Origin of the sequence: Flavihumibacter stibioxidans (assembly GCF_014332695.1) — a bacterium.
In the GTDB taxonomy this organism is placed as follows: Bacteria; Bacteroidota; Bacteroidia; order Chitinophagales; family Chitinophagaceae; genus Flavihumibacter; species Flavihumibacter stibioxidans.
Genome location: NZ_MBUA01000012.1, coordinates 125,686 through 151,976, shown reverse-complemented (window position 1 = coordinate 151,976; position 26,291 = coordinate 125,686). Strand labels below are relative to the sequence as shown.

Here is a 26,291-nt window from a genome sequence, read left to right as displayed (position 1 = left end):
TCGTTTGCTTGCTATAATAAGGCTGTTTCATTCCTGAAACGGCTTTTTTTGTTTACAGGTGTCTGACATGTGGTGTCTGACATCATATGTCAGACACCTGCAGGTGCAACTAGTCGGTTTCTTCCAGCCAGAATATTTCTTCTACAGGTTTGCTGAAAACCCGGGCTATTTTCAGGGCCAGTACTGTGGAGGGGACATATTTGTTGGCTTCCATCGCATTAATGGTCTGCCGGCTGACGGAAACCATCCTGGCAAGGTCTTCCTGCGTAAGTTGCTTTATGGCTCTTTCCACCCTAATATTATTTTTCATCGGAAACGGTTGGTTTTGATTTGTACAGGAGATAATTGAACCGTGCAATGAAGATCACCAGCACAGTGAACATGTTGTAGATCATAACATTCATAAAAGCCAGCCCGTAAATAAACAGAAATCCCAGCAGAAGCAGCCCATAACTCAGGAGTACAGCCCACTGAAGAGAAGAAAGCCTGAGTCCGGAAATAAACTCGTCTTCCTCTTTTTCCTTTGAAAAGGAGACCAGGAGCCCGCCAACCAGAAACAAAGTTCCTACCAGGGTATTGGTAATATTGGTTCGGATGAACTGAAAACTTCGGTCTTTTTCAAAAATTGAGTCATCGATGATTGCAAATACCCTTCCACTGACCCAGTTGGCATCAAATTCCTGAAAGGCCAAAGCAATGCCTGCAATGGTAGCCGGTATAAATATCAGCCAGCCGATTTTCTTAAAACGTGCCGGAAGTAAGAGTTGGTTCGCCATAAAAAAATGTTTTAACGAATGTAAGAATAAAATGACAATATGTAAAATAGACTTTACATATTGTAACATAAAATTTACATTTCGAGGTCTCGGTTGGTATAATTTCAGGGCCCCGGACATTTATAGACACTCAATTAACTTCTGTATTTTCGCCCTCACCTTATTAATAAATATGGAATTAATTCATGTTGCCAGTGAAGTATTGGTCCTATTTATTTTACTGGTCATCCTGGGGAAAAAAGGGAAGCAGGTCCATGATAAAATATTAATTCTATGGCTGATCCTGATCCTGGTCAATACACAGGGCTTTAACCTGCAAACAGCAAATCCCTATCATTTTTTTATTGAATTTAGCAGCGCAGTTGTATTTCTGCATGGACCAATAATCTGGTTATACTTTTTAGCGCTCAGTTCGAAAAAATGGATTTTCAAAATTGAATACCTTCTTCACCTGCTTCCGTTTAGTATTAACCTCCTGCTAATTTTACCCGCATTGTTAGAGCAGAGACTGGCTTCCTTCACCGAAACTGAGCGAAATATATTGTTGGTGGCCAAGCTCACCAGTATTATCCTTTATACTGTCATCACTATCGTACATATTAACTGGTTCAAAAAAACGATCAGGGATTATTTCTCCAATACAGGTAAGAAAGAATTACAATGGCTGCAGCTGTTGCTTTATGGGGTTCTGATGGTTTGGGTATTGGCTGTAGTCAGTCAGCTGGTGGTTCATTTGAGTAATCAGCCGATCATGAAAAAAAATGAGGACCTGGTAGTAAACCTGGCTGTCAGCCTGCTGGTAATTTTTATCGGCTATTATGGGTTCAGGCAGGGGGCGGTCTTTCAAAATTTCCCTGTTCAGGCTGAAAAATACATAGTTGAAGATTCACAGTGCCAGGGACCGGAAATACCTGCGAGCCAGATTCCTGAAATGCAAAAGTGTTCCACTCCTGAAGGCCAAGTGCTTCCCGAACCGGAAAAACCGGGACAAAAAAATCCGGTAAAAAATAGTGGGGAGGCAGCCGCAAAACAGTCAGAGATTCCAGAACAAGAACGGGTAACTCCAAATGGGAGTGACCGCACAGTGAAATATAAGAAGTCCGGCCTTGATAAAGTAAAGCTGGAACATCTGGCCAGTTCTCTGAAGGTTTATATGGAACATGAACAGCCGTATCTTGAACCGGAACTAACCTTGTTGCAACTGGCCGGGGCTGTCAACCTGTCTGCGAACGATTTGTCACAGGTGATAAATGAACAATTTGGCGTAAACTTTTTTGATTTTATCAACAGCTACAGGGTTGAAGCTTTTAAAAAGTCCATTGCCAACGGTGAAATGAATAATAAAACAATGATCGGGATAGCCATGGAGGCTGGCTTTAATTCAAAAGCATCCTTTAACAGGGCATTTAAAAAAATGACCGGACAAACCCCCACGGAATATAGTTCGGGCCTTGAAATGGGATAAACCGGATCAATTTCCGGCTTTCTTTGTCTCAGCCTACCCGTTGCAACCTTTGCTGCAATCCGAAAAGCTATCCTTGCAGAAAAAAAGATGAAGAAGTTTTTCTTTGCAGCAATCATTTGCCTGGTAGTAGTTTTGTTCTACGACGGCTGTTCCTCTACCCCTCCCATATCCTATTCTGATGGGAAAAAAACAACCCGGTCCATTGCTGAAATGAAGTACCTGGATATCAACGGGTGGAAACAGTTTATCCTTGTCCGGGGTACGGATACTGTCAATAACCCCGTTTTGTTATTATTGCATGGGGGACCAGGTGCATCCACAACAGCCCTATCACGCCATTACAATTCGGCTTTGGAAAAAGATTTTACAGTGGTTTATTGGGACCAGCGTGGTGCCGGGAAATCGTACAGTAGTAAAATAGATACGTCAACTTTGCATGTAAAGCAACTGGTGGATGATGCCAGCGTGTTGATTGATTACCTGCGAAACCGGTTTAAAAAAGAAAAAATATTCATCATCGGGCATTCATGGGGTAGCAGGCTGGGGATGTACCTGGTCAGAGATTTTCCAGGGAGGATCAATGCCTTCATTGGGACTGGTCAGGAAGTGGCTCCATATGAGGGAGAACTTCAATCTTACGAATACACTTTAGAGCAGGCAAAGGCCAACCGGAATACTGAAGCTATTAAAGACATGGTCGAGATGGGTGAACCGCAAAACGGCAACTATTTATCCATGTATAAAACCGGTTTCTGGGGTACAGTAAAACAAAAAGACTGGTTGTTGGAATTCGGTGGTGAGCGATATGAAAAAACCTCTTATACCGACTGGCTTTTCCAGATGCTGCTAAGTGATGAATATAGCCTTGCGGACCTGGTAAACTGGGGCAGGGCATCTGCTGCAACTGCGGGAAAAATGGTTAGGGATCCTGATTTCAGTGATTTTGATTTCAGGCAGGACATTCCAACGGTTGAATTGCCGGTCTATTTCATATCAGGTTTACATGATTATAATACGCCATGGCCCCTGGTTAAACAGTATTGTGAACAATTGAAAGCTCCCGTTAAAGGATTTTATCTTTTTGAAAAATCCGGCCATAGCGTTCCTTTTGAAGAACCGGACAGGTTTAATGCTTTGGTGAGAAAACTGTTTTTACATGCGGGGCCGCAGAATAAATAATTGCAATCAATCCGGCTGAAAAAACAAAAGCCCCTCAACGGGGGCTTTTATTGAATAATTTGAAAAGAATCAATCCAGGAAATCGTCCTCCGGCTTATCCTTCGGACCGTATTTGTCAAACAGCCGGTCGATGGCGCCACCGAAAATGGGGAACTTTTCCCTGGCAAAATTCTTGACGATCTCAACCGCTTTATATGCCTGGGCTTCGGTTAATCCTTCGGCCATCAATTTGTCGATAAGTTCCTTCATGAACAGGTATGTTGTTTGATTAAGCTACTTTCAGCAAACTCATCTTGCTCTTGTCGAATTTCTTTTCAGCATATTCGAGGGTCAGATGGAATTTGGTTTCCTTGCTGGATGGCAGTTCAAACATGGCATCGGTGAGAATGCTTTCACAAATGGAACGCAGTCCGCGTGCCCCCAGTTTAAATTCCATAGCCTTGGAAACCATGAAATCGAGCACATCATTGTCGATGGTCAGTTCAATACCTTCTATCTCAAACAATTTCTTGTATTGTTTGATCAATGCATTTTTGGGTTCGGTAAGAATAGAGCGCAGGGTTTCAGCATCCAGAGGATTCAGGTAGGTAACTACCGGCAGACGTCCCAGCAGTTCAGGAATGAGGCCGAAATGCTTCAGGTCCTGGGCGTTCACATACTGCAGCAGATTTTTCTTTGCAGCTTCCTGTTGTTCTTTATTCACATTGAAACCAATGGCGTTGGTGTTGACCCTGCGGGCGATCAGTTTGTCCACCCCATCAAAAGCACCACCACAAATGAAAAGGATATTTTGTGTGTTGATCTTGATGAGTTTCTGTTCGGGATGTTTGCGTCCTCCCTGGGGTGGAACCAGTACATCGGTTCCTTCCAGCAGTTTCAGCAATCCCTGCTGCACACCTTCTCCACTTACATCACGGGTAATCGAAGGGTTATCTCCTTTCCGGGCGATCTTGTCAATTTCGTCGATGTAAACAATGCCTCGTTCTGCAGCGGTTACGTCATAGTTGCAAACCTGCAGCAGACGGGTAAGGATGCTTTCCACATCTTCGCCCACATAACCTGCTTCGGTAAAAACTGTAGCATCCACAATGGCAAAGGGAACGTTCAGGAGTTTGGCGATGGTTTTTGCCAGCAGGGTTTTACCGGTTCCGGTTTCACCCACCATTACGATATTGCTTTTTTCGATATCGATATCCCCTTCGGTAACTTTTTGCTGCAGTCGCTTGTAATGATTGTAGACAGCTACAGCCAAAACTTTCTTGGCATCATCCTGTCCGATAACATATTCATCCAGAAAGCGCTTGATTTCAATTGGTTTCTTGACAGTCAGTTTAAATCCGGATCCCGGTGTTTCATTCCGGGTCAATAATTCCTGTTCTATGATTTCACGAGCGTGCTCCACACAGTTCTCGCAGATATGTCCATCCTGGCCGGCGATCAGAATTTTGACCTCATCCCTGCTTCGGCCGCAAAATGAACAGTGTAAAGTGTTTTTTGCCATACTAGTTGCTTGATTGCAAAGGTATCTAATCCATTAGATTGATAAAGATAAAAAACCGCTCCGCAAGGACGGAACGGTTTTTTACCGTAATTTATTACAGTGATTTGACGGTAAAATGGCTTAAGTACCGTTAAATCTTGTCAATTGTACCATCCACGATGCCGTATTCAATGGCCTCTTTGGCATCCATCCAGTAATCGCGGTCGAAATCCTTCATGACCTGGGCTACTGTTTTACCACAATTGTCTGCCAGGATCTTTGCCCCCAGTTCTTTTACACGCCTGGTTTGTTTGGCCTGGATTTCGAGGTCAGCACTAACGCCCTGCATGTAGCCGCCCAGGCTTGGCTGGTGGATCATTACTTCACCATGGGGATAGATGAATCTCCTGCCTTTTTCACCGCCACTGAGCAGGATTGAACCCATGGAAGCGGCCAGTCCCATACAGATGGTGCTGATCGGGCTTTTAAGCAGTTTCATGGTATCATAGATGACCATTCCGCTGGTAACCACTCCGCCCGGACTATTGATATAGAATTTTATTTCATCGTGGTTGTCGGAGTCGAGCAGCAACATTTTGGTTACTACTTCTTTGGCTGACTTATCGTCAACCGGGCCCCAGAGGTACACGGCTCGCTGGTCGAAGAAATATTTTTCAAGGCGCTTATTGAGCATCATCAGCTCATCACGCTTGTCTTCCCTTTGTTTTTCTTCCTCGTCATCCATTTTGAAAGGACGGGTGTAACTATAGCTGTACATAGAATTAGTTTGTGATTTGTAGTGTTTACTAATCGCGGTGTTCCTTGCGGGGATTAACCAGCAGGACTTCGTCTACCAGTCCATATTCCCTGGCTTCCTGTGAAGTGAGCCAGTAATCGCGGTCGCAATCCTTTTCTACCTGCTTCAGGGGTTTGCCGGTATGGTGGGCGATGATTTCGTAGAGCTCTTTTTTGAGCTTTTTGATCTCATTCACGGTGATCTCGATGTCTGAAGCCTGTCCGCCTATGGCGCCGCTTGGCTGGTGCATCATGATGCGACTGTGTTTGAGGGCTGTGCGTTTTCCCTTTGTGCCTGCGCACATCAGTACCGCACCCATGGATGCGGCCATTCCGGTGCAGATGGTGGCCACATCGGGTGTGATGTATTGAATGGTGTCATACATGCCAAGGCCAGCATAAACACTGCCCCCAGGGCAGTTAATGTACATCTGGATATCACGGGTACGGTCAGTGCTTTCCAGGAAGAGTAACTGGGCGGTAACAATATTGGCTACTTCGTCATTGATGGGATAGCCCAGGAAGATGATTCGGTCCATCATCAACCGGCTGTACACATCCATCACTGCAATATTCATGGGGCGCTCCTCAATGATATTGGGAGTCAGATTGGTTACCTGGTGTTTCTGGTAATCGTGCAGGGTCAGGCTCGAGATGCCCCGGTGCTTGACTGCGTATTTTTCAAATTCTGAACTCATAGTATTCCGGGTTATTTTGATAAAAATAAGATAGAACTGTGGTGCAAATATCTTTCCAATTGAAAATCATTGCAAAAAGCGACAGTATGGCAGGAAATCGGTCAGTGGTCAATGGTGAATGGTGAAAAGAAAGGCCGGCAATTTTTGCCGGCCGGTCTTGAATACTTTCTGCTAAATACAGGGTGCTTCTTAATGGTGGTGCTGGTGTGCTGCCTGCAGTTTCTGAAAGTCTTCCAGGCTGATGGCTTTTTCATCTTTCTTCACCAGGCTTTCTCCCAATCCGAAAATCTTGTCGGTCTGGATGCGATGGAAACTGTCTTCCACAAATTTCCTGTCTTTCATCATACGCTCCACATAATCGTTCACCCATGGCTGTTCTGCATCAAGCTGTCCCATATTCATGTTGCCCATATAACTGAACAGTTGTGCCTTGGCGAATTCGCGGATATCTTCAGGTTTAACTTCCACATTGTGGTCTTTCACCAATTGATCCACAATCAGTGTCCATTTCAGGGAATTGGCGAATGAAGGGAATTCTTTTTCTGCTTCTTCGGCAGTTTTTGGTTTGTCGCCACCATTCTGCATCCAGCGCTTCAGGAAACTTTCCGGGAAACTGATATTGGTACTGTCGAGCAGGAAATGATAGATGGCATCATGGAGCTGGTTGCGGCTCTGGCTGTCGAGCTGCGCCTGGATGTCCTCCGCAATGGCAGCGCGGAATGCATTTTCATCGGCTATTTCCTTACCTGGGAACACAGCCTTGAAAAAGTTCTCATCCAGGGGCGATTTTTCTACCAGTCCAACTTTGGTGATGGCCATACTGAAATGCTTGTCAGCGGCAGTGGCATCATCTTTCGCAAGCCCCAGGTCGCTCATGATCCATTCCCTTTCCTTCGCATCAAATGCCTGGCTGAGCTGAATGGTAATGGTGTCGCCATTTTTCTTTCCGATCAGGCCCGGGCGGAAGCTTTCCGCGAAATATTTAACCAGCAGGGAATTGTCCTTACGAACACCGCCTTCCACTTCATTGCCATCGGCATCTACTTCTGTGAAGGTGACATTCAGGACATTCTCATCACCGGTTACCGTTTCCGGCTCGGTCATATTGCCATTGCGCAACTGCAGGCGCTCCACTTCTTCGTTCACCATCTCATCAGTAACAATGATCTTATGGAAAGGCAGTTTGGCGCTGGCCAGGTCTGCAACCTTGAAATCAGGCTTCAGGCCTACTTCAAAGGCAAATGCGTATTCGTCAGGATTATTGAAATCAAGCTGACGGCTGTCGTTTTCAGAAAGTGGCAGGGGCTGTGCAAAAATTTCCAGTTTTTCGTTGACCATGTAATCGTTCAACTGCTTTTCCACCGAACGCAGCACCTCGTCTGTAAATACAGACTGGCCGTGCATTTTACGGATCAGCCCGGCGGGAACCATTCCTTTGCGGAATCCTGGGATATTAGCCTGCTTGCTATAATTTTTCAAAGCTTTCTCGAAGGATGGCAGGTAATCTTCTTTTGCCACTTTAACGGTGATCTTGTCGTTCAAAAGACCGATATTTTCCCTCGTAACGGTTGCCATACAATGCTATTTTGATTTGATTCAATAAGGCATACGGAACCCCCGCAGCCTCAAAATGGGGGGCAAAGGTATGAAATAGTTTGAAGTTTGCGGTTGGAGGTTTGAAGTTTGTAGGAAGGGCGGGCCCTGAGCGAGGACCGGGCCCGAAACGGCATGAAAAAGCCGGCGTCCAGCGCCGGCATATATTTTTGATTTCCAATTAGTTCCCCTGACCAAATATTAGTCCTTGTCCTGCAATACCAGCAGCGGAATATCGGAGCGGTAGGCCATCTCGCGGGTATGACTACCGCTGAACAGGCGCTCCCACCAGCTGTGCTTATGGGCAACCATCACCAGTACCTGGCTGGGATTTTTCCGGAGAAACTGTTCAATGCCGCTTTCCACGGTAGTGTCTTCCACGGTAAAATATTCATGCTTCATTTCTTCCATCATGGGTTCCAGCCTCACCTTACCGGCAATCTGTTCTACGCTCAGTATTTCCCCGGGCCGCTGGATATTCACCACATTAATGGTCGCTTCCGGAGAATCATGCATCAATGCCTGGAGGGTGGCAAGGCAACGGGCACTCATGGTATAACTGAAATCTGTAGCATAGGTCAGTTTCATGACCGGTGCGAAAACGGTTTTCTCCGGGATGACCAGTACGGGAATATGTGATTTTCTGATGATAGCCGCGGTGGTACTGCCGATCAGCTTGTCAATGGCGCCACTTTCCCCCCTCATTCCCACCACAATTATGTCGGCCCCTATTTCTTTGGCCTGGAAGGTGACCTCATCTGCCGGCAAGCCGATATTTACCATTGTTTTGATGGAGACCCCCGTTTGTTCATGAAGGCTGTCTGCCAGTTCGCGGGTCATTTTCTCATTATCCTTCTGGAGTTCTTCCACCGACACCATTACATATGGTACTTCACTTACCGGGGTTGGTAACAGGTAGGCATGAAGCAGGGTCAATTCAGCGCCAATGGCTTTAGCCAGGTTGGCTGCATAAAGGGCCGCCGCTTTGGAAGAAACAGAAAAGTCGGTGGCTACCAGGAAAGATTTCATATAATGAGATTTTTATTGATATAAAAATAAGGTATCACGTTAATTGAACAACTGATTATTGTCATGGCAGGGGCTGAGATGGGAGGAGGAAATGAAAAACGGAAGAGCAGGTCTTCCGTTTTCGTTTGTGTGCGGGCGATAGGAGTCGAACCTACATGCCTCGCGGCGCCAGATCCTAAGTCTGGTGCGTCTGCCAGTTTCGCCACGCCCGCAAAAATGTAAAACACCCTTAAGGGGCAGCAAATGTATGCCTTTTCACGAAATATCGAAAACAACCTTCTTTTCTTTAAATTCGTCTTATTCCCGATATTGAGCGGGAACAAAGATTTGAATGGAAACTGTAGCAGCGATACCGAAATACAACCTTACCGAAGAACAGGAAAAGAAACTGATCCTCAGGGAATACCGCGCATTACTTCGTGCCCTGAAACCCAAATTGAAGCCGGGCGACAAGGAATTGGTGCGGATCGCTTTTGAAATGGCCGCCGATGCCCACAAGACCATGCGCCGGAAAAGCGGTGAACCCTATATCCTTCACCCCCTGGCCGTTGCCAGGATCTGTGTGGAAGAGATCGGTCTCGGTGTGCGCTCCACCATCTGTTCCCTGCTGCACGATACCGTAGAAGATACCGATATCACCCTGGATGATATTGAAAGACAGTTCGGGCAGGAAATCGCCCGCATAGTTGACGGCCTTACAAAAATTGCCAATGTCATCGATGTGAACGCCTCGCAGCAGGCCGAAAACTTCAAGAAGATCCTGCTGACCCTCACCGACGATCCCCGCGTGATACTGATCAAACTTTCCGACCGCCTGCATAATATGCGGACCCTGGAAAGCATGAAAAGGGAGAAACAACTGAAGATCGCTTCTGAAACCGTTTATGTGTATTCTCCCCTTGCCCACCGGATGGGACTCTACAACATCAAAACGGAAATGGAAGACCTGGCCATGAAATACATGGAGCCGGATACTTATAAGGAGATCGCGAGGAAACTGGCTGAGACCAAACGTGAAAGGACCCGGTATATCAACGAGTTTATCCGCCCCCTGCGCGATAAAATGGAGAAAGCAGATTTCAATTTCGAAATACATGGGCGACCCAAGAGCATCCATTCCATCTGGAACAAGATGAAAAAGAAGGGGGTCAGTTTTGAAGAAGTGTATGATCTGTTCGCCATAAGGGTAATACTGAACTCACCGCATGAAAGAGAGAAGGAAGACTGCTGGAAGGTTTATTCCATGGTAACAGATGAATATACCCCGTCGCCGGAACGCCTGCGCGACTGGCTGAGCAATCCCAAAAGCAACGGATATGAAGCATTGCATACAACGGTGATGGGGCCTCAGGGCAAATGGGTGGAAGTGCAGATCCGTACCAAAAGGATGAACGAGATCGCTGAAAAAGGAGTGGCAGCCCACTGGAAATACAAGGAAGGCGCCGCCGACGAAAGCCGCTTCGATAAATGGTTCCACCAGATCCGGGAAGTGTTGCAGACAGCAGACAACGATTCGGTAGATTTTCTGCAGGACTTCAAGACCAGTTTCCTGGCAGAAGAGATTTATGTATACACTCCCAAAGGCGACGTGAAGATGCTGCCGGTAGGATCCACCTCACTTGATTTCGCATTTTCCATCCACTCGGCCGTGGGCGCACATTGTATTGGTGCGAAGGTCAACCACAAACTGGTGCCGCTCAGTCACAAACTCAGGAGCGGCGACCAGATTGAAATCATCACTTCCAACAAACAAAAGCCATCAGAAGACTGGCTCAATTTTGTGGTTACCACCAAGGCGAAATCCAAGATCAAGGATGCACTGAAGGAAGAAAAACGGAAGATCGCCGAAGATGGTAAATATACAGTTCAGCGCAAACTGGAAAGCATGGGCGCCGGCTATAACAGCAATAATATTGAGATCCTGGCTGATTTTTATAAACAGCCTTCCACCCTTGATTTCTTTTACCAGATTGCCACAAAGGGAATTGACCTGAAAGAACTGAAAGATTTTCATGTGCTGGGTGACAAGCTGGAGGCGCCAAAACCACCAAAACCCATAAACGAAATCAGGCCTGAATCAGGTTCTAACGTTACCGACTACACGAAAAAAGATGCCGAGCTGATTATTTTCGGGGAGAGCAGCGACAAGATCATGTATAACCTGGCTAATTGCTGCAAACCAATTCCGGGCGATGATGTATTCGGGTTTGTAACCACCGGTAAAGGCCTTACCATCCATCGGACCAATTGTCCCAATGCGTCGAAACTGTTGGCCAATTACGGGCACCGGGTGGTTAAAACCAAGTGGGCCAAGAACAAGGAGATTTCCTTCCTCACCGGACTTAATATCATCGGACTTGATGATGTGGGAGTGGTGAACAAGATCACCAACCTGATATCAGGCGAAATGAAAATCAATATCAGCGCCCTGTCCATTGAGGCCAACGAGGGTATATTCAGGGGCTCCATTAAAGTGTTCGTGCATGACAAGGAGGAGCTGGATGAACTGGTGCACCGCCTTAAAAGCCTGAACGGAATCCATTCGGTTGACCGCTTCGACGCGGAACTTTCCTGAGAAATATATTAGGAAAAATCGTAAATTATTGGGTGTAACGGAACTTCCCGTTACAGATGGATTCTATTTGTCATTCAAAATTGCTTGCTATGAGAAAAATGCCTGGCTATATACTGCCCATGCTCCTGGCAGTATTATGCCCAATCCTCCTGTTCGCCCAGGTCATGGTGACCGGATCGGTGAACGACACCAAAAACAGTCCGGTTCCCGGCGCCTCAGTAAAACTCCGAAACACATTGCTGGGTACTGTCACGGATGCCACCGGGCGATTTGCACTGAATATCCCGGCCGCAACCGGTGAGCTTGAAATTTCATCCATCGGTTATAAAACCCAGGTGGTGAACCTGGCAACTGCCAACCTTTCTGCTCTTTCCATCCAGCTCAGCGAAGACATCGGCAGGCTCGATGAAGTGGTGGTTACGGGGCTTGCGACCAACGTGAAAAGGCGAAACCTTGCCAATGCAATTGCAACCGTCAGCAGCAAGGACCTGGCGGGCACAGCTCCGGCCCAGACGCTGGATGCCGCCCTGAATGGAAAAATCCCCGGAGCTTATATCAATTCCAATTCCGGTGCTCCGGGTGGTGGTATTTCTGTAAGGTTAAGAGGGGTTACTTCTATCTTCGGCAATACCCAGCCATTGTATGTGGTGGACGGCGTTTTTATTGACAACAGTTCCGTACCAGGTGGCCTGAATGTGGTTACTGCAGCGGGGGCTGCAGGTAATACCTCCAACCAGGATAACCCTTCCAGCCGGATCGCCGATCTGCGTCCCGAAGACATTGAAAGCATAGAAATACTGAAAGGCGCTTCTGCAGCTGCCATTTATGGTTCCAAAGCTGCTGCCGGCGTAGTGATCATTGCCACCAAGCGGGGCAAGCAGGGGAAGACCAGGTTTAATTTTTCCCAGGACCTTGGCTTCGTAAAAGCCCGGAAATTACTGGGTGCACGGGAATTTACAGAGGAGCGGGTGGCCAATTCTCCCCAGGGGTGGGACCTCGACGAATACAAAGCTGCCGTTGCTGCGGGCAGGATTTATGATTATGAAAAGGAGATCTATGGCGAAACAGGGTTAACCCGTAATTCGGCATTCAGCATGACAGGTGGCAGCGACAGAACCAGTTTCTATTTCGCGGCTGCACAAAAGAATGAAGAAGGTATCATCCAACGCACCGGCTACCGGAATAACAGTATCAGGCTTAACCTCGATCACAGGATTACCGACAATATCAAAATCGGTTTTTCATCCAACTACATCAATTCCTCCGCAGACAGGGGCCTGACCCAGAACGACAATGCGGGGGTTACCTTCGGCGTGGCGCTCTCCTCCACACCGGGCTTTACTGACCTGCACCCCGATGCCAACGGTAACTATCCGAGGAATCCATACGGTGCCTCCAATCCCATCGAAACCCGCGACCTGATGACCAATAATGAAAAGGTCAATCGTTTCGTTACCGGCATCAACCTGGATGCAATTCTGCTGAAGACAGACAAAACAACCACCCGGTTGATCGCAAGGGGTGGGGTGGATTATTACAACCTTAAAACAAATGCGCTTTTTCCCAGCTCCCTGCAATTTCAGCAGGTGGCAAAAGGCACGTCTATACAGGGTTTCGCTAATAACCTGAACACGAATTATATCCTTTCCCTGGTGAATAATTACAACCTGTCGGACAACCTGGCTTTCACCACCTCCATGGGACTGACCCAGGAAAAGCGCGATTTTGACAACCTGCTGAACGTTGCCACCCAGGTGATCTCGGGCCAGTCAAATGTTGACCAGGCAGGCTCCTTGTCGGCCAGCCAGTTCCGTAATAAAAACAAGGATGACGGGTTGTTCCTGCAGGAGGAAGTGACGCTTTATGATGCCATTACTGTGAATGCGGGAATGCGAATTGATAAATCCACCAACAATGGTGATCCTGATAAGTATTATGCCTATCCGAAAGCCAGCCTGTCATGGAATATCACACGGTTAGGCATGCCCGAAAATACATTTGTTGATAACCTGAAACTGCGGGTGGCCTATGGGGAGGCCGGAAACTTCCCCGCTTTCGGATCCAAGTTTTCCTCCCTGCTGGTTTCCAATATTGAAGGACTGCCCGGTTCATTGGTGAGTACGCAAAGGGGGAATTCACTGATAGAGCCCGAAAGGCAAACCGAATTGGAAGGAGGGTTTGACTTTACAATTTTAAACAACAGGCTCAGCCTTGAATTCAGTATGTACCGGAAAGTGGTGAAAGATTTCCTGTTGCAGCGCAGCATTTCCACTTCTTCCGGGTTCAGCACCGAATGGGTGAATGCCGGCGACCTTCGCAACAAGGGAATTGAGATCGGCCTGAATGCCCTGGTGTTGTCACAATCAACCATCAGGTGGAATTCAACCGTCAATTTCTGGAAGAACAGGTCCAAGGTAACCCGGCTGGATATACCACCAACAGTGCTGGGTGCTTTCGGAAATTCACTGGGCACCTTCAAGATCGAAGAGGGCGCATCCGCCACACAGATTGTCGGCATAGACCAGGGGGGCGTTAAAAAACTGGGTGACCAGGAACCGGATTTCCAGATGAACTTCTGGAATGAACTGGTTTTCTTTAAGAATCTCAGCCTGCGTTTCCTGCTGCACTGGAAAGAAGGCGGGGATAATATTAACCTCACAGAACTGCTGACTGACCTGGGTGGAACCAGTCCGGATTACGATGCGGATGACAATAAAAACGGAAAACCGGATGCTGAAGACAGGATTGATGCCCTCGGGTCCACTGCCACTATTTTTGTGCAGGATGCCAGTTACCTGAGACTGCGTGAAATCGCCCTCTATTATAATTTCAAAGTACCGGGAAACCTGATCAAAGGACTTCGGATCGGCGTGTCTGCCAATAATTTCTGGACCAGCACGAAGTACAAGAGCTACGACCCTGAGGTATCCAATTTCGGATCAGGATTCTCAACAGGTGTGGAAGTAATGCCCTTCCCTGCTTCCAAACGCGCGAGTCTCCATCTATCCATTGATTTTTAAAATGTCATCATCATGAAAAAGATAATTTTTGCAATTATATCCGGCCTCGCGGTGATGGTATTATCACCCTCCTGCAAAAAGGAAATCGGGAACCTGAATAATCCGACTATCGAGGATTTCCTGGAAAACGCAACCAAACCGGAATTGAACAACCTGGTTACAGGAATTGAATCGGGGATGAGGAATAACCTGGCCATGTACCTTGATGTGGTTGGTTTGATCGGGCGGGAAATGTACCGGTTTACGGCAGCAGATCCGCGCTATTTATCCGACCTGCTGGGCGCCAAAACCGCCACCCTTGACAACAATACCTTTTACCTGACCAATCCATGGGCTTCCCGCTACCGGGTGGTGAAGAATTGTAATATTCTCATTGAAGCCGCTACCAATTCAGGGTTGCTTACAGACGACGAAAAAAAGGGGTACACAGGTTTCGCCAAAACCATCAAGGCCTACCAGTTATTGCTGAACCTGAACCTTACCCATAGCAACGGAATCAGGGTGGAGGTGGCCGATCCGGATAACCTGGGCCCGGTACTGGCGTACAAGCCATCTCTTGCAGCCATCAAATCCCTGCTGGATGAAGGCCAAACGGAACTGGGCGGAGCTTCGGTGGCGTTTTCACTTACTTCAGGCTTTACCGGTTTTAACGACAATGCTTCACTGGTAGCATTCAACCGCGCCATATATGCACGGGTCGCTGCATACGACGAAGATTGGGCCGGGGTGCTGACTTCACTGGATAATTCATTTATGGATATGGATGCTGACCTGGGCCTGGGCATATACCATGTTTTTTCAACGGCTTCCGGCGACATACTTAATCCGGCATTTGTCAGGCAGAATGAAGCAGGTGAAGTGCGGGTGGCCCATCCATCCTATGCCACCGACCTGCAGCCGGGAGATGACCGGATCGGTAAAGCCACGCTCCGTAATTCCCCTGTAAGTTCCAGTGACCTGACCAGTAACCGGGATGTATGGGTTTATACGAGTGCCACGGCACCGGTGCCGCTCATCCGCAACGAGGAGTTGATCCTGTTATATGCTGAAGCGAAGATCCGGCAGGGAGCAGCAGGCTTCAATGATGCCGTTGAAGCGATCAACACCATCCGTAACGCGCATAATTTAACGCCTTATTCCGGCCCGCTCACTTCAACTGCTTTAATCGATGAAGTATTGTACAACAGGCGTTATTCCCTGTTTTTTGAAGGCCATCGCTGGGTTGATATGCGCAGGTATAACAGGCTTGCGCAATTGCCGAAGGACAGGGCGGAGGATGATGTTTGGGAGATGTTTCCGCTGCCGCTGACAGAATGATTCTTATACGCAACTGATCTGATAGGAAACCGGGACTGTTCAATTGAAACAGTCCCGGTTATTTTTTGTGACCTCCGGCACTTAACCAATTTCATTGAAGGAACTGATTTTTATCAGACTCTTCCTTGCTGATCTGTTCTAATTTTCAGGCCGGAAGTTTATATTTATCTCATTTTTATTTTAATGAACATTATATGAAAGAATCAATCGAAGCATTTATCACCTTCCTGTCGCAGCCATGGCCATGGTATGTCGCCGGCCCGCTGCTGGCATTGGTCATGTTCATCCTGCTTTACTTTGGGCATGAGTTCGGTATTTCAGAAAACCTGAGACTGATGTGTGCCGCGGATGGTGCAGACGAACTGAACGAGTTTTTTAAAATCGACTGGAAAAACGGAGGCTGGAACCTGATGGTTGCCCTTGGCGCCGTCATCGGCGGATATATGGTGTCGCATTATTTCCTGGGCAGCGAGGGCAATATTGCCCATGTAAGTGATGCCACCGTTGCCAGCCTGAATGAAATTGGCATCAATGTAAAGCAGGGCGAAGTGCCGATGGTGCCTGATTTTATTTCCTGGGAAGCCCTGCTGAACTGGCGCGGCTGGCTCATGATTGCAGGTGGCGGGTTCCTGGTTGGATTTGGTGCCCGTTATGCAGGCGGCTGTACATCCGGACATGCCATCAGCGGATTGTCTGCCCTCCAGGTGCCTTCGCTGATTGCGGTTATGGGTTTTTTTATCGGCGGACTTTTTGTGAACTACGCCATCATCCCTTTATTATTCCCCTGGACCCTTTAAAACTTATTTTATGAGAATGTCAAGATATATTTTGATTGGAATGCTGCTCGGATTCATTCTGTATAAGAGTGAGGCAGTGAGCTGGTACCGCATATTTGAAATGTTCCGCTTCCAGAGCTTCCACATGTATGGTGTCATTGGCTCTGCCGTCATTTCAGGAATCATCATTGTTCAGATCATCAAGCGCAGGCAGGTTCACAATGTGGAAGGCCAGCCTATCGTGATAAAAGACAAGAACAAAAGTATCCCCCGCTACCTGATTGGCGGCGCCATGTTCGGCACCGGCTGGGCCCTTGCAGGAGCCTGTCCCGCCCCCATGTTTATCCTGATGGGAGCCGGCTATTCCGTGTTTGTGGTGTACATGCTGGCTGCCATGACCGGTACTTTTGTCTATGGCTTACTGCGAAGTAAACTTCCGCATTAAATACAAGTAGCCTGTTTCAGGGAAAGCAGGCATTCAGCAGATCCGCGGCAGCTGTTCGCCGGTCAGGTAACTGACCACACGGCTGCCGCCAATCCTGCTCTCCATGATTACTTTACGGGGATGGTTAACCGAAACAACGCCGATCTCCGCTGCATTAACTCCCAGTTCATCTTCCTTCAGTGCCTGCAGGAAGGGGGCGGCTATATCTTCCGAAACGATCGCCAGGAAAATTCCTTCATTGGCAACATACAGCGGATCCAGTCCCAGCATTTCACAGGCTGCTTCCACCTGTTCTTCCACAGGCACCCTGGATTGAACCAGGTCAACACCCAGTTCAGTCAATTCTGCCACTTCATTCAGGACAGAGGCAACACCTCCACGTGTCGGATCACGCAGGAACTTAATTCCCTTCCCGAAACGGTTAACCAGTGTATAAACCGTATGGTTAAGTGCAACCGTATCTGAAATGATGCTGGTTTCAAATTCAAGTCCTTCCCGCACACTCATGATGGCCATGCCGTGGGTGGCAATATTCCCGGAAATAATAACGCGGTCGCCTGGCCGGATATGCTGGTGGTGGATGGCCGCCCCAGGGTGTACTGTGCCAATGCCTGAAGTATTGATGAACAGTTTATCTCCCTTTCCTTTTTCAACCACCTTGGTGTCGCCGGTTACAATTTTGACGCCGGCTTTATCAGCCGCTGTTTTGATGTCGGCCAGAATCTGCGAGAACTCGTCTGTTTTCAATCCTTCTTCCAGGATAAATGAAAGGGAGAGATATTGGGGTTGCGCACCGCACATGGCCAGGTCATTGACTGTTCCGTTGATGGCCAGGTCTCCAATGGATCCGCCGGGGAAAAAGATCGGGTGTACCACAAAACTATCGGTGCTGAAAGCAAGTTTGCCATCCATATGGAAACTGGCGCCATCATGCTGCTGGCCAAGGAATTCATTGCCCAGGATATCGAACACGCCTTTCTGCAGCAGCCGGTGGGTCAGCAGGCCACCGCTTCCGTGCCCGAGGGTGATGACATCAAAATCAAATTTCGGTAAGGGACAGGATAATTGCATTTGCGGGGCATTTATGGCAGTGGTGCTGCCAGGTTGGAGGAATAATGATAATAGGCGGCGCAGGCGCCTTCGCTGCTCACCATCGGGGCTCCCAGCGGATGTTCCGGTTTGCAGGCTGTTCCGAAATTCGGACATTGAAATGGTTTTTTCAATCCCCGCATGATCTCGCCACTGATACAGTTTTCATTTTCTGCCACAGCCGGCAGGTGCAGGTTGAATTTCAGCCGTGCATTATAGTTCCGGTACTGGTCATTCACCTCATATCCGCTGGCAGGTATATTGCCAATGCCTCTCCAGGCGCGGTCGCTGATCGTAAATACTTCCTGCATGGTGGCCTGTGCCATCCGGTTGCCTTCTCGCTGCACATAACGTGAATACTGGTTCTCCACCTTGAATTCGCCCTGTTCCAGTTGTATAACGGTCATGAGTATCCCCTGCAGCAGATCCACCGGTTCGAAGCCGGTGATTACTATCGGGGTCCTGTATTTTTCCGCAATCGGGTAGTATTCTTCCATCCCCATGATGGTGCACACATGTCCCGCAGCCAGGAATCCGTCAATTTTGTTTTCAGGGTCAGACAGCAGCGCCTCCATCGCCGGTGGCACCAGCACATGGGAGGCCAGGATGGAATAATTTTTTACGCCGGACTTGTGCGCGTGTACTACGCTTAATGCATTGGCCGGAGCAGTTGTTTCAAAGCCTACGGCAAAGAACACTACTTCTTTGTCGGGATTGGCAACGGCCAGTTGCACGGCTTCCAGGGGCGAGTAGAGAATACGTACATCGGCGCCAGCCGCTTTTGCTTCCAGCAGGCTTTCTTTTGATCCGGGTACCCGAAGCATGTCACCAAATGAACAGAGGATGGTATTGGGCTGGTGGGCCAGCCAGATGGCCTCATCAATTACACCCAGGCTGGTCACACAGACCGGGCAACCCGGGCCATGTACCATGGTAATCTTGTCCGGCAACATATTCAGCAACCCGTTTTTTACCAGGCTATGGGTTTGTCCGCCGCAGATTTCCATCAGCGTCCAGGGCCTGGTGGTTAGCTCCTGTAATTTGCCCAGGTATTCCTGCACCAGTTCGGGGTCGCGGTATTCGCTCAGGTATTTCATATTGCCTGGTTTATATTTTGGTTTCCTGTTGGGTGCCGCCTTCTGCCTGTAACTCATCCAGGTCGCCGATCTGCCGGAGGTACTCAAATGTTTGGTTGGCTTCTTCCTCATCTACCGTGCCGATGGCTACGCCTACGTGCACCAGCACATAATCGCCCACAGATGCATCGGGAACCATACAGAGGTTGACATCCTTCATGATGCCCCCGAACGATACTTTACCCTGTCGGAAGGTTTCATCCAACTGCCCGGTAATGGACACTATTTTTCCTGGAATGGCAAGGCACATGGTAGATCTGTTTTAATGGTTTCATGATTCGTAATGCAGGTATAGGCCAGTTGTCCAAACCCTATACATTCATCATTCGGGCTTAGCCGCTGGTGGAACAGCAGCCTGAAACGGCCATGCAATCCTGCTTTCAACCGGCTGACAAGAAAAGCGTTCTGAAATACACCGCCACTGAAGGCAATTGTTTTTACATCATAACGGATGGCGAGTTCCAGTACCAGCATGGCAAGGCTTTCAAATACACCTGCGGCAATCTGTTCTGAAGGTACACCCTTCTGCCGGTCCCTGATAATGGCGGAAAGCATTGGCTGCCACTCCAGCAGCCTCCCGTTTATCCTGATCGGATAGGTCGGTATTTCCTGTCCTTTGTGACGGAGGGCTTTCGCCTCCAGTTTCATGGCCGCTTCCCCTTCATACCGGTTGATGAAAGTGATGCCCAGTAATGCGCTGATGCCATCCAGCAGCCTGCCCATACTGGAACTTAGCAGGTCCGGTTCCTGCCTTAGTAATTTTTCATAATAATTCCGTTCCTGTTCACTGAACATGTTTTTCAGCAGGGCCGGTTGATCAGGATGTTTGCGTAACAAAGATGCCGCCGATAACCTTGGTTCGCGGTTCATCTTATCACCCAGTAATTGCGGAAAATAATCCAGGTGTGCTACGCGGCTGAAGCCGTCCTGTTCCAGCAGGAAAGCCTCCCCGCCCCATACCTGGCCGTCATCACCATAACCATTGCCATCCCAGATAATACCCAGTATGGGTTCCGGCGGTGAAAATATTCCGTACTCGGCGAGCAGGGCAGAAAAATGCGCCAGGTGGTGCTGCACTTCCTGCACCGGCGTATCATATTCGTCGGCAAGTTCCCTGCCCAGTGCCGCCACCTGGTAATGGGGATGCCGGTCCAGCAGTATCCTGTCTGGTGTGGCACCCATTATCTTCAGCAAATGATTCAGTGTATGGCGGTAACCCAACTGGCTCGCCCAGGATTGCTGGTCGCCCAGGTACTGGCTGATGTACAGGTTGTTCCGGAGGGCCAGGGCAAATGAACTTTTCAGTTCGGCGCCCATTGCCAGCTGGCATCCGTCCATCCGGAAAGGCGAGGGGAAATATCCCGGCGCCAGGCCTCTTGCCCGCCTCAGCCAGATCGGTTGCCCGCCGGAAGCGAACTGCACCACGCTGTCGTCTGCAGGCACCAGTATATTTCGGTTATAGCTTACCGTTATATCGGCAATATCCCTCAGTTCCCTGAAGGCGATTTCATCTTCATAGATTATGGGAGAACCGCTGAGATTGGCGCTGGTGGCAACCAGGGGCTTGTGGAAGTCCTGTGAAACCAGCAGCAGTAAAGGGGAATAGGGCAGGAGGACTCCGATCCCTGAAAGTCCGGGTGCAATGCTTTCAACGGCTATACCTGTTTGCGGAGTTTCCTTTAGCCGGCATATCACTACCGGCGCCACGGCAGATTCCAGTGCCGTTTTTTCATGTTCACCGATTTCGGCATCCTGTTCAGCCATTGCTAAGGAAGGGTATAGGACTGCAAAAGGTTTGGCCGGACGTTTTTTTCTGGCACGCAGGGTGGCGATGGCTGTTTCTGAAGTGGCATCGCACAACAGCAGGTAACCGCCGATGCCTTTTAATGCAACAATTTTTCCGGCCGACAGGTATTGTTCTATGATTTTCAAAACCTGTTCATTGCCGGTAGTTTCGGGAAACCCGGATAAGTCCGTTACCTGCAGGGTGATGGGGCAGTCGGGGCAGGACTGTGTCTGGCTGTGACACCTGTGATCATTGGGGTCGGAATATTCCAGCCGGCAGGCGGGGCAGGTTTCCATATCGGCCATGGAAGTGAGTTTGCGGTCATAAGGGAGTCCGGAAATAATGGTGTATCGCGGACCGCATGACAGGCAGGTGATGAAGGGGTAACGGTAACGCCTGTTCGAAGGATCCGATAATTCCTGTCTGCAGGAAGGACAAATGGCCCGGTCGGGCGGCAGCAGGAGGTCAATGGTATCATGCGCCGTGCTGTGCATGATGGTGAAACCATCGTACACGCGTTCACTCACCTGTTTCATCCGGTAACTGCTGACGATGGAACCTGCAGGTGAATTTTTGATGACCTCATCATAAAACGCGGCAGCCTTTTCTTTATCACAGTTTACTTCGATTTTGACGCCATCACCACTGTTCTGAACCCAACCAGTAACGCCATAATGCCTGGCTGTTTTGAGCACATGTGGCCGGAATCCGACTCCCTGTACCAGTCCTTTGATATGTAGCTGATAATTGGGCATTAGCCATGAATGGGTTATTGCCTGGGTCAGGTAATTGCTGACCCGGCAAGGGTTTTTGATTCCAGCCACTGGTACCATTTATCCAGTCCCTCGCCGGTGGTGCAACTGACTTCAATGATCTCGAGTTTCGGGTTTACCTGCCGCGCATATTCCTTCGCCTTTTCCAGGTTAAAGGGAACATAGGGGAGCAGGTCGGTTTTATTGATGATGCAAAGTGTTGAGCTGTGAAACATGTCGGGGTATTTGACAGGTTTGTCTTCCCCTTCCGTAACGCTCATCACCACCACTCTTTCGCTTTCGCCAAGGTCAAACATGGCAGGGCAAACCAGGTTGCCGACGTTCTCGATAAACAGTACGGATTCGTTCTCCGGTTTCATTCCCTGCACGGCGTGTAAAACCATGTGTGCATCCAGGTGACATCCTTTTCCGGTATTGATCTGGACCACTTTGGTTCCGGTGGCATGAATACGGTCAGCATCATGCGAAGTTTGCTGATCCCCTTCAATAACGCAGGATTTCATGCTGTCTTTCAGGTCGAGCAGGGTTTTTTCCAGCAGGGTGGTTTTGCCGGAACCGGGCGAACTGACGAGGTTGATGGCCAGGATGTTTTTGGCTTCAAAATAACCCCTGTTCCGCTGGGCGAGCAGGTTGTTCTGGTACAGGATATCCTGTTCCACATCTATTTTTACTCCGCCGGAACTGTGTTCACCGAAATGATCGTGTGAATGATGGTGATCGTGATCAGCAGTACCGCAACCGCAGGTGGCGCACATATTATTTTGTATTTATGATTAAACAACTATCAATGACCTGACCCTTAATTCCTTTCCGGAAACTATATCCAGCAGGTGGTTGCCGCAAACGGGGCAGGGGTCGTATAACTGCCGGATCGGAAAACTGGCGGAACAGTCGAGGCATACAGCCTTCCCCGGAATACGGTTGACCTGCCTGCGTGCGCCCTCAAGTAAGGTTTGTTTTGTTGCCTGCTGCCAGGCAAAATCAAAACTTGCCATTTCAACGCCGCTCAGTTCGCCGATATCGAGTTCCACTTCCTCTATGGCACTGCTGCTGGCATTTCTGGCATGGGTTTCAGCAATGTCAATGATGCTCATCACTATGGATAACTCGTGCATATCAGGCTTTGTCAGATTGTTTTTTCCGGGCGGGATTCAGGGCAACCAGGGCAACCAGGACAATTAGCAATAATGCCACTCCCAGGTGAACTGGTTCTGTAAAATAATGCTTGATGGTAAACCCATGGGTATGACCATGACCCTCATGCGCTGCCAGGAACAGGGGCGATGCCAGGATTGCAGCAACAGCCGCCAGGATGCCGGTAATTTTTTTCATGCTGTTTATTTTGATTCAAATTATCAACAGTTCCATCTCCGGAGGATGACGAGTATCAATCCTATTATTGAAATTTGTCATATTCCTGTAAAATTTTTAGGGGTAAAATTGGGTATTCATTTCTCCTAATTGAATTGCTCATGCCTACTCCAATTAAAGAAGCCCCAACTTATTATGATGAGGTAAGGCGAAAAGGTTATTCGCGCCGCGAATTCATGCAGTTCTGTACCATGCTGGCCGCCTATATGGGCCTGTCACAGGCAGGTATAGCCCAGATTGCCAAGGCCATGCAACAAAAGACCAGGCTGCCCGTCATCTGGTTACATTTCCAGGAATGCACCTGTTGCAGTGAGAGCTTTATCCGTTCATCGCATCCCATGGTTGCGGACATCCTTCTCGACCAGATCTCCCTGGATTATACGGAGACCCTGATGGCTGCTTCCGGTTTCCAGGCGGAGGAGGCCATGAAGAATACCATGACCAAATACAAGGGAGAATATATTCTCTGTGTGGAAGGCAGCGTTCCGACCGATGCAGACGGCGTGTACTGCATGATCGGCGGCAAGACATCCCTCCAGATTCTGGAAGAAGCGGCCGAGGGAGCAAAAGCAATTATCGCCTGGGGCAGTTGTGCCAGCAATGGTTGTGTACAGGCTGCCAAACCTAATCCTACTTCAGCCACCCCGATACATAAACTCGTACATGGAAAGCCCGTGATCAAAGTTCCGGGTTGCCCGCCGATTGGCGAGGTGATGGCCGGCGTAATTGTGCATGTGGTCACATTTGGCAAGATTCCCGAACTCGACGGAATGGGCCGGCCCAAGGCATTTTACAGCAAACGCGTTCACGATACCTGTTACCGCCGTCCATATTATGATGCCGGACTGTATGTGGAAAGTTTTGATGATGAGAATGCGAAAAAAGGCTACTGCCTGTATAAAGTTGGGTGCAAGGGACCTTCTACCTATAATGCCTGCGGTGTAACCAAGTGGAACAACGGAACCAGTTTCCCCATCCAGAGCGGACATGGTTGCTTTGGCTGCAGTGAAGCCAATTTCTGGGATAATGGCAGGATCTATGAACGTGCTTCGGCCTTCCCCGGATTCGGTATTGAATCAACAGCCGATACGGTGGGTAAGATAGCCCTGGGCGTAACGGCAGGTGCCATTGGCGCCCATGCCATCATGACCAATATCAGGAAACATAAAATGATTACCGACCTGGAAAAAGAAGGCCGGAAGAGTGAGCAGGATCTGGAGAATACCTAACGCAATAATATCACTGTTATGAGTAAGCGAATTGTCGTTGATCCGGTTACCCGGATAGAAGGACATCTAAGGGTAGAAGCCGAAATAGAAAACGGCAGGATCACGGAAGCCTACAGCAGCGGCACGATGGTGCGGTTGCTGGAAGAAATTTTAAGGGGAAGGGATCCGCGCGATGCATGGGCCTTTGTAGGCAGGGTTTGCGGGGTTTGTACCTCCGTGCATTCCCTCACATCAGTAAGATGTGTGGAAGACGCGCTGGGAATTAATATTCCGCCCAACGCAGAATGGGTGCGTAATATCATGTTCTGCACCCAGTACCTGCATGACCATGTGGTACATTTTTATCACCTGCATGCGATGGACTGGGTGGATGTGGTGAATGCGCTGAAAGCAGATCCGAAAAAAACATCCGAGCTGGCACAGAGCATATCACCATGGCCCAAGAGTTCGCCCGGTTATTTCAGCGACCTGCAGAAAAGGATCGGCAAATTCGTGGAAAGCGGCCAGCTGGGCATTTTCGCCAATGGCTACTGGGGTCACCCGGCCTACAAGCTGCCGGCAGAAGTGAACCTGATCGGTTTGGCTCACTACCTGGAAGCGCTTGAATGGCAGAAGGAGATCGTGAAAGTGCATGCCATCTTTGGCGGTAAAAACCCGCACCCCAACTACCTGGTGGGTGGAATGGCCTGTTCTATTTCGGTGGACGATGTAAGTGGCATAAATGCAGAAAGACTGGCGCATGTGAAACAACTGCTCGACCAGGCGAAGGTATTTGTGGAGCAGGTTTATATTCCGGACCTGATGGCTATTGCATCTTTCTATAAGGACTGGGGTAGCATTGGCGGCGGGCTTGGAAATTTCATGGTCTATGGCGACCTGGGCGAGAACGGTTACAAAGATGAAAAGTCCTACAAGTTTCCGTCTGGTGTGATACTGGATAAGGACATCAGCAAGGTACACGAGGTGGATCTTCGCAAGGACGATGAGATCCAGGAATTTATTTCACACAGCTGGTATGAATACAAGGATGGCGATAAGGTTGGCCTGCATCCCTGGAAAGGGGAAAGCAAGGTGAAATATTCAGGACCCAAGCCTCCTTTTGACTACCTGGATACCACCCAGAAATACAGTTACCTGAAAACACCCCGTTGGAATGGTCATGCTATGGAAGTAGGTCCGCTGGCAAGGGTGCTGGTTGGATATGCTAGGGGCCGGCAGGATTACCAGGAAGTGGTGAATAAAACCCTGAAGGACCTGGATATCCCTGTTACTGCCCTGTTTTCCACATTGGGACGTACCGCGGCGAGGGGATTGGAAACCATCCTGGTTGGCCAGTGGGCAATGGAGTTTTATGATAAACTCATCAACAGCATTAAGTCGGGTGATACCCGGATGGCAGACACCAGTAAATTTGATCCTTCCACCTGGCCTTCAAAGGCAGTGGGAGTAGGGCATTCGGAAGCACCCAGGGGAGCCCTGGCGCACTGGATCAATATCGATGACGGAAAGATTGCCAATTACCAGCTGGTGGTGCCCACCACCTGGAACGCCTCCCCGCGGGATGGGAATGGTAAACTGTCGGCTTATGAAGCGGCTTTGATCGATACGCCTGTGGCTGATATCAACCAGCCGGTTGAAATCCTGCGCACCATTCACTCCTTTGATCCCTGCCTTGCCTGTGCCGTACACCTGTATGATGAAAACGGAAAACATATCAACAGAATCAGTATTCTGGGCGATTGATTCATTCTCAAATCAA

The 26,291-nt window shown here is 48.8% G+C and carries 24 protein-coding genes and 1 tRNA gene; 9 read left to right on the top strand and 16 right to left on the bottom strand.

Going from position 1 to position 26,291, the window contains the following annotated elements; all coding sequences use genetic code 11:
• Window positions 1-109: 109 nt before the first annotated feature.
• Entirely contained in the window at window positions 110-310 is a 201-nt protein-coding gene (locus BC349_RS07785; protein WP_187256192.1) for a helix-turn-helix transcriptional regulator, read from the bottom strand.
• Entirely contained in the window at window positions 300-776 is a 477-nt protein-coding gene (locus BC349_RS07780) for a hypothetical protein (protein ID WP_187256191.1), read from the bottom strand. The genes BC349_RS07785 and BC349_RS07780 overlap by 11 nt, the downstream gene beginning before the upstream one ends.
• A 172-nt stretch (window positions 777-948) precedes the next feature.
• Between BC349_RS07780 and BC349_RS07775 the strand changes: the two genes are divergently transcribed.
• Together BC349_RS07775 and BC349_RS07770 are read left to right on the top strand one after the other, a co-directional pair.
• Window positions 949-2,241 (top strand): helix-turn-helix domain-containing protein, encoded by a 1,293-nt coding sequence (locus tag BC349_RS07775; protein ID WP_187256190.1) that lies wholly within the window; start codon window positions 949-951, stop codon window positions 2,239-2,241.
• An 87-nt stretch (window positions 2,242-2,328) separates the two neighbouring features.
• Window positions 2,329-3,420, top strand: coding sequence for an alpha/beta fold hydrolase (locus BC349_RS07770; RefSeq protein WP_187256189.1), 1,092 nt, complete (start codon window positions 2,329-2,331; stop codon window positions 3,418-3,420).
• Between the two features lie 69 nt (window positions 3,421-3,489).
• Here the strand turns inward: BC349_RS07770 and BC349_RS07765 are convergent, their stop codons facing one another.
• The 7 genes from BC349_RS07765 to BC349_RS07735 all read right to left on the bottom strand — a co-directional run bounded on the left by BC349_RS07765 (window position 3,490) and on the right by BC349_RS07735 (window position 9,227).
• On the bottom strand, window positions 3,490-3,669 hold the full coding sequence (locus BC349_RS07765) for a hypothetical protein (protein WP_187256188.1): 180 nt from the start codon (window positions 3,667-3,669) through the stop codon (window positions 3,490-3,492).
• 19 nt (window positions 3,670-3,688) lie between these two features.
• The gene (gene clpX / locus BC349_RS07760) at window positions 3,689-4,921 is read right to left on the bottom strand and encodes an ATP-dependent Clp protease ATP-binding subunit ClpX (RefSeq protein ID WP_187256187.1); all 1,233 of its coding nucleotides are present in this window, start codon (window positions 4,919-4,921) and stop codon (window positions 3,689-3,691) included.
• Window positions 4,922-5,051: 130 nt separating this feature from the next.
• A complete protein-coding gene (locus BC349_RS07755) occupies window positions 5,052-5,678 on the bottom strand; it encodes a ClpP family protease (RefSeq protein WP_222840118.1) in 627 nt (208 codons plus the stop codon).
• A 28-nt stretch (window positions 5,679-5,706) separates the two neighbouring features.
• On the bottom strand, window positions 5,707-6,393 hold the full coding sequence (locus tag BC349_RS07750; protein ID WP_187256186.1) for a ClpP family protease: 687 nt from the start codon (window positions 6,391-6,393) through the stop codon (window positions 5,707-5,709).
• A 189-nt stretch (window positions 6,394-6,582) separates the two neighbouring features.
• The gene (tig, locus tag BC349_RS07745; RefSeq protein ID WP_187256185.1) at window positions 6,583-7,968 is read right to left on the bottom strand and encodes a trigger factor; all 1,386 of its coding nucleotides are present in this window, start codon (window positions 7,966-7,968) and stop codon (window positions 6,583-6,585) included.
• A 219-nt stretch (window positions 7,969-8,187) separates the two neighbouring features.
• A complete protein-coding gene (locus BC349_RS07740; protein ID WP_187256184.1) occupies window positions 8,188-9,015 on the bottom strand; it encodes a universal stress protein in 828 nt (275 codons plus the stop codon).
• A gap of 130 nt (window positions 9,016-9,145) precedes the next feature.
• Window positions 9,146-9,227, bottom strand: a tRNA-Leu gene (locus BC349_RS07735).
• Window positions 9,228-9,346: 119 nt separating this feature from the next.
• On the opposite strand from BC349_RS07735, the gene BC349_RS07730 reads away from it, so the two are divergent.
• The 5 genes from BC349_RS07730 to BC349_RS07710 all read left to right on the top strand — a co-directional run bounded on the left by BC349_RS07730 (window position 9,347) and on the right by BC349_RS07710 (window position 17,148).
• Window positions 9,347-11,590, top strand: a complete 2,244-nt coding sequence (locus BC349_RS07730) for a RelA/SpoT family protein (RefSeq protein WP_187256183.1) — start codon at window positions 9,347-9,349, stop codon at window positions 11,588-11,590.
• 89 nt (window positions 11,591-11,679) lie between these two features.
• Window positions 11,680-14,610, top strand: coding sequence for a SusC/RagA family TonB-linked outer membrane protein (locus tag BC349_RS07725; protein WP_187256182.1), 2,931 nt, complete (start codon window positions 11,680-11,682; stop codon window positions 14,608-14,610).
• A gap of 12 nt (window positions 14,611-14,622) precedes the next feature.
• Window positions 14,623-15,927, top strand: coding sequence for a RagB/SusD family nutrient uptake outer membrane protein (locus tag BC349_RS07720; protein WP_187256181.1), 1,305 nt, complete (start codon window positions 14,623-14,625; stop codon window positions 15,925-15,927).
• A gap of 194 nt (window positions 15,928-16,121) precedes the next feature.
• Entirely contained in the window at window positions 16,122-16,724 is a 603-nt protein-coding gene (locus tag BC349_RS07715) for a YeeE/YedE family protein (RefSeq protein WP_222840117.1), read from the top strand.
• A gap of 10 nt (window positions 16,725-16,734) precedes the next feature.
• On the top strand, window positions 16,735-17,148 hold the full coding sequence (locus BC349_RS07710) for a DUF6691 family protein (protein WP_187256180.1): 414 nt from the start codon (window positions 16,735-16,737) through the stop codon (window positions 17,146-17,148).
• Window positions 17,149-17,181: 33 nt separating this feature from the next.
• Here the strand turns inward: BC349_RS07710 and hypE are convergent, their stop codons facing one another.
• Genes hypE through BC349_RS07675 form a run of 7 tightly spaced genes read right to left on the bottom strand, consistent with a single transcriptional unit; the run spans window position 17,182 to window position 23,264 of the window.
• Complete coding sequence (gene hypE / locus BC349_RS07705) at window positions 17,182-18,219, bottom strand: hydrogenase expression/formation protein HypE (protein ID WP_187256179.1); 1,038 nt, start codon at window positions 18,217-18,219, stop codon at window positions 17,182-17,184.
• Window positions 18,220-18,230: 11 nt separating this feature from the next.
• Window positions 18,231-19,334, bottom strand: coding sequence for a hydrogenase formation protein HypD (gene hypD, locus BC349_RS07700; protein WP_187256178.1), 1,104 nt, complete (start codon window positions 19,332-19,334; stop codon window positions 18,231-18,233).
• A gap of 10 nt (window positions 19,335-19,344) precedes the next feature.
• Entirely contained in the window at window positions 19,345-19,623 is a 279-nt protein-coding gene (locus tag BC349_RS07695; protein ID WP_187256177.1) for a HypC/HybG/HupF family hydrogenase formation chaperone, read from the bottom strand.
• Entirely contained in the window at window positions 19,596-21,914 is a 2,319-nt protein-coding gene (gene hypF, locus BC349_RS07690; RefSeq protein ID WP_187256176.1) for a carbamoyltransferase HypF, read from the bottom strand. Before hypF ends, BC349_RS07695 begins: the two co-directional genes overlap by 28 nt.
• A gap of 26 nt (window positions 21,915-21,940) precedes the next feature.
• On the bottom strand, window positions 21,941-22,687 hold the full coding sequence (gene hypB, locus BC349_RS07685; protein ID WP_187256175.1) for a hydrogenase nickel incorporation protein HypB: 747 nt from the start codon (window positions 22,685-22,687) through the stop codon (window positions 21,941-21,943).
• Between the two features lie 18 nt (window positions 22,688-22,705).
• The gene (gene hypA / locus BC349_RS07680) at window positions 22,706-23,047 is read right to left on the bottom strand and encodes a hydrogenase maturation nickel metallochaperone HypA (RefSeq protein WP_187256174.1); all 342 of its coding nucleotides are present in this window, start codon (window positions 23,045-23,047) and stop codon (window positions 22,706-22,708) included.
• A 1-nt stretch (window position 23,048) separates the two neighbouring features.
• A complete protein-coding gene (locus BC349_RS07675; protein WP_222840116.1) occupies window positions 23,049-23,264 on the bottom strand; it encodes a hypothetical protein in 216 nt (71 codons plus the stop codon).
• Between the two features lie 140 nt (window positions 23,265-23,404).
• On the opposite strand from BC349_RS07675, the gene BC349_RS07670 reads away from it, so the two are divergent.
• Both BC349_RS07670 and BC349_RS07665 read left to right on the top strand, forming a co-directional pair.
• Window positions 23,405-24,532, top strand: a complete 1,128-nt coding sequence (locus BC349_RS07670) for a hydrogenase small subunit (RefSeq protein WP_187256173.1) — start codon at window positions 23,405-23,407, stop codon at window positions 24,530-24,532.
• 18 nt (window positions 24,533-24,550) lie between these two features.
• Entirely contained in the window at window positions 24,551-26,275 is a 1,725-nt protein-coding gene (locus BC349_RS07665; protein ID WP_187256172.1) for a nickel-dependent hydrogenase large subunit, read from the top strand.
• Window positions 26,276-26,291 lie beyond the last annotated feature (16 nt).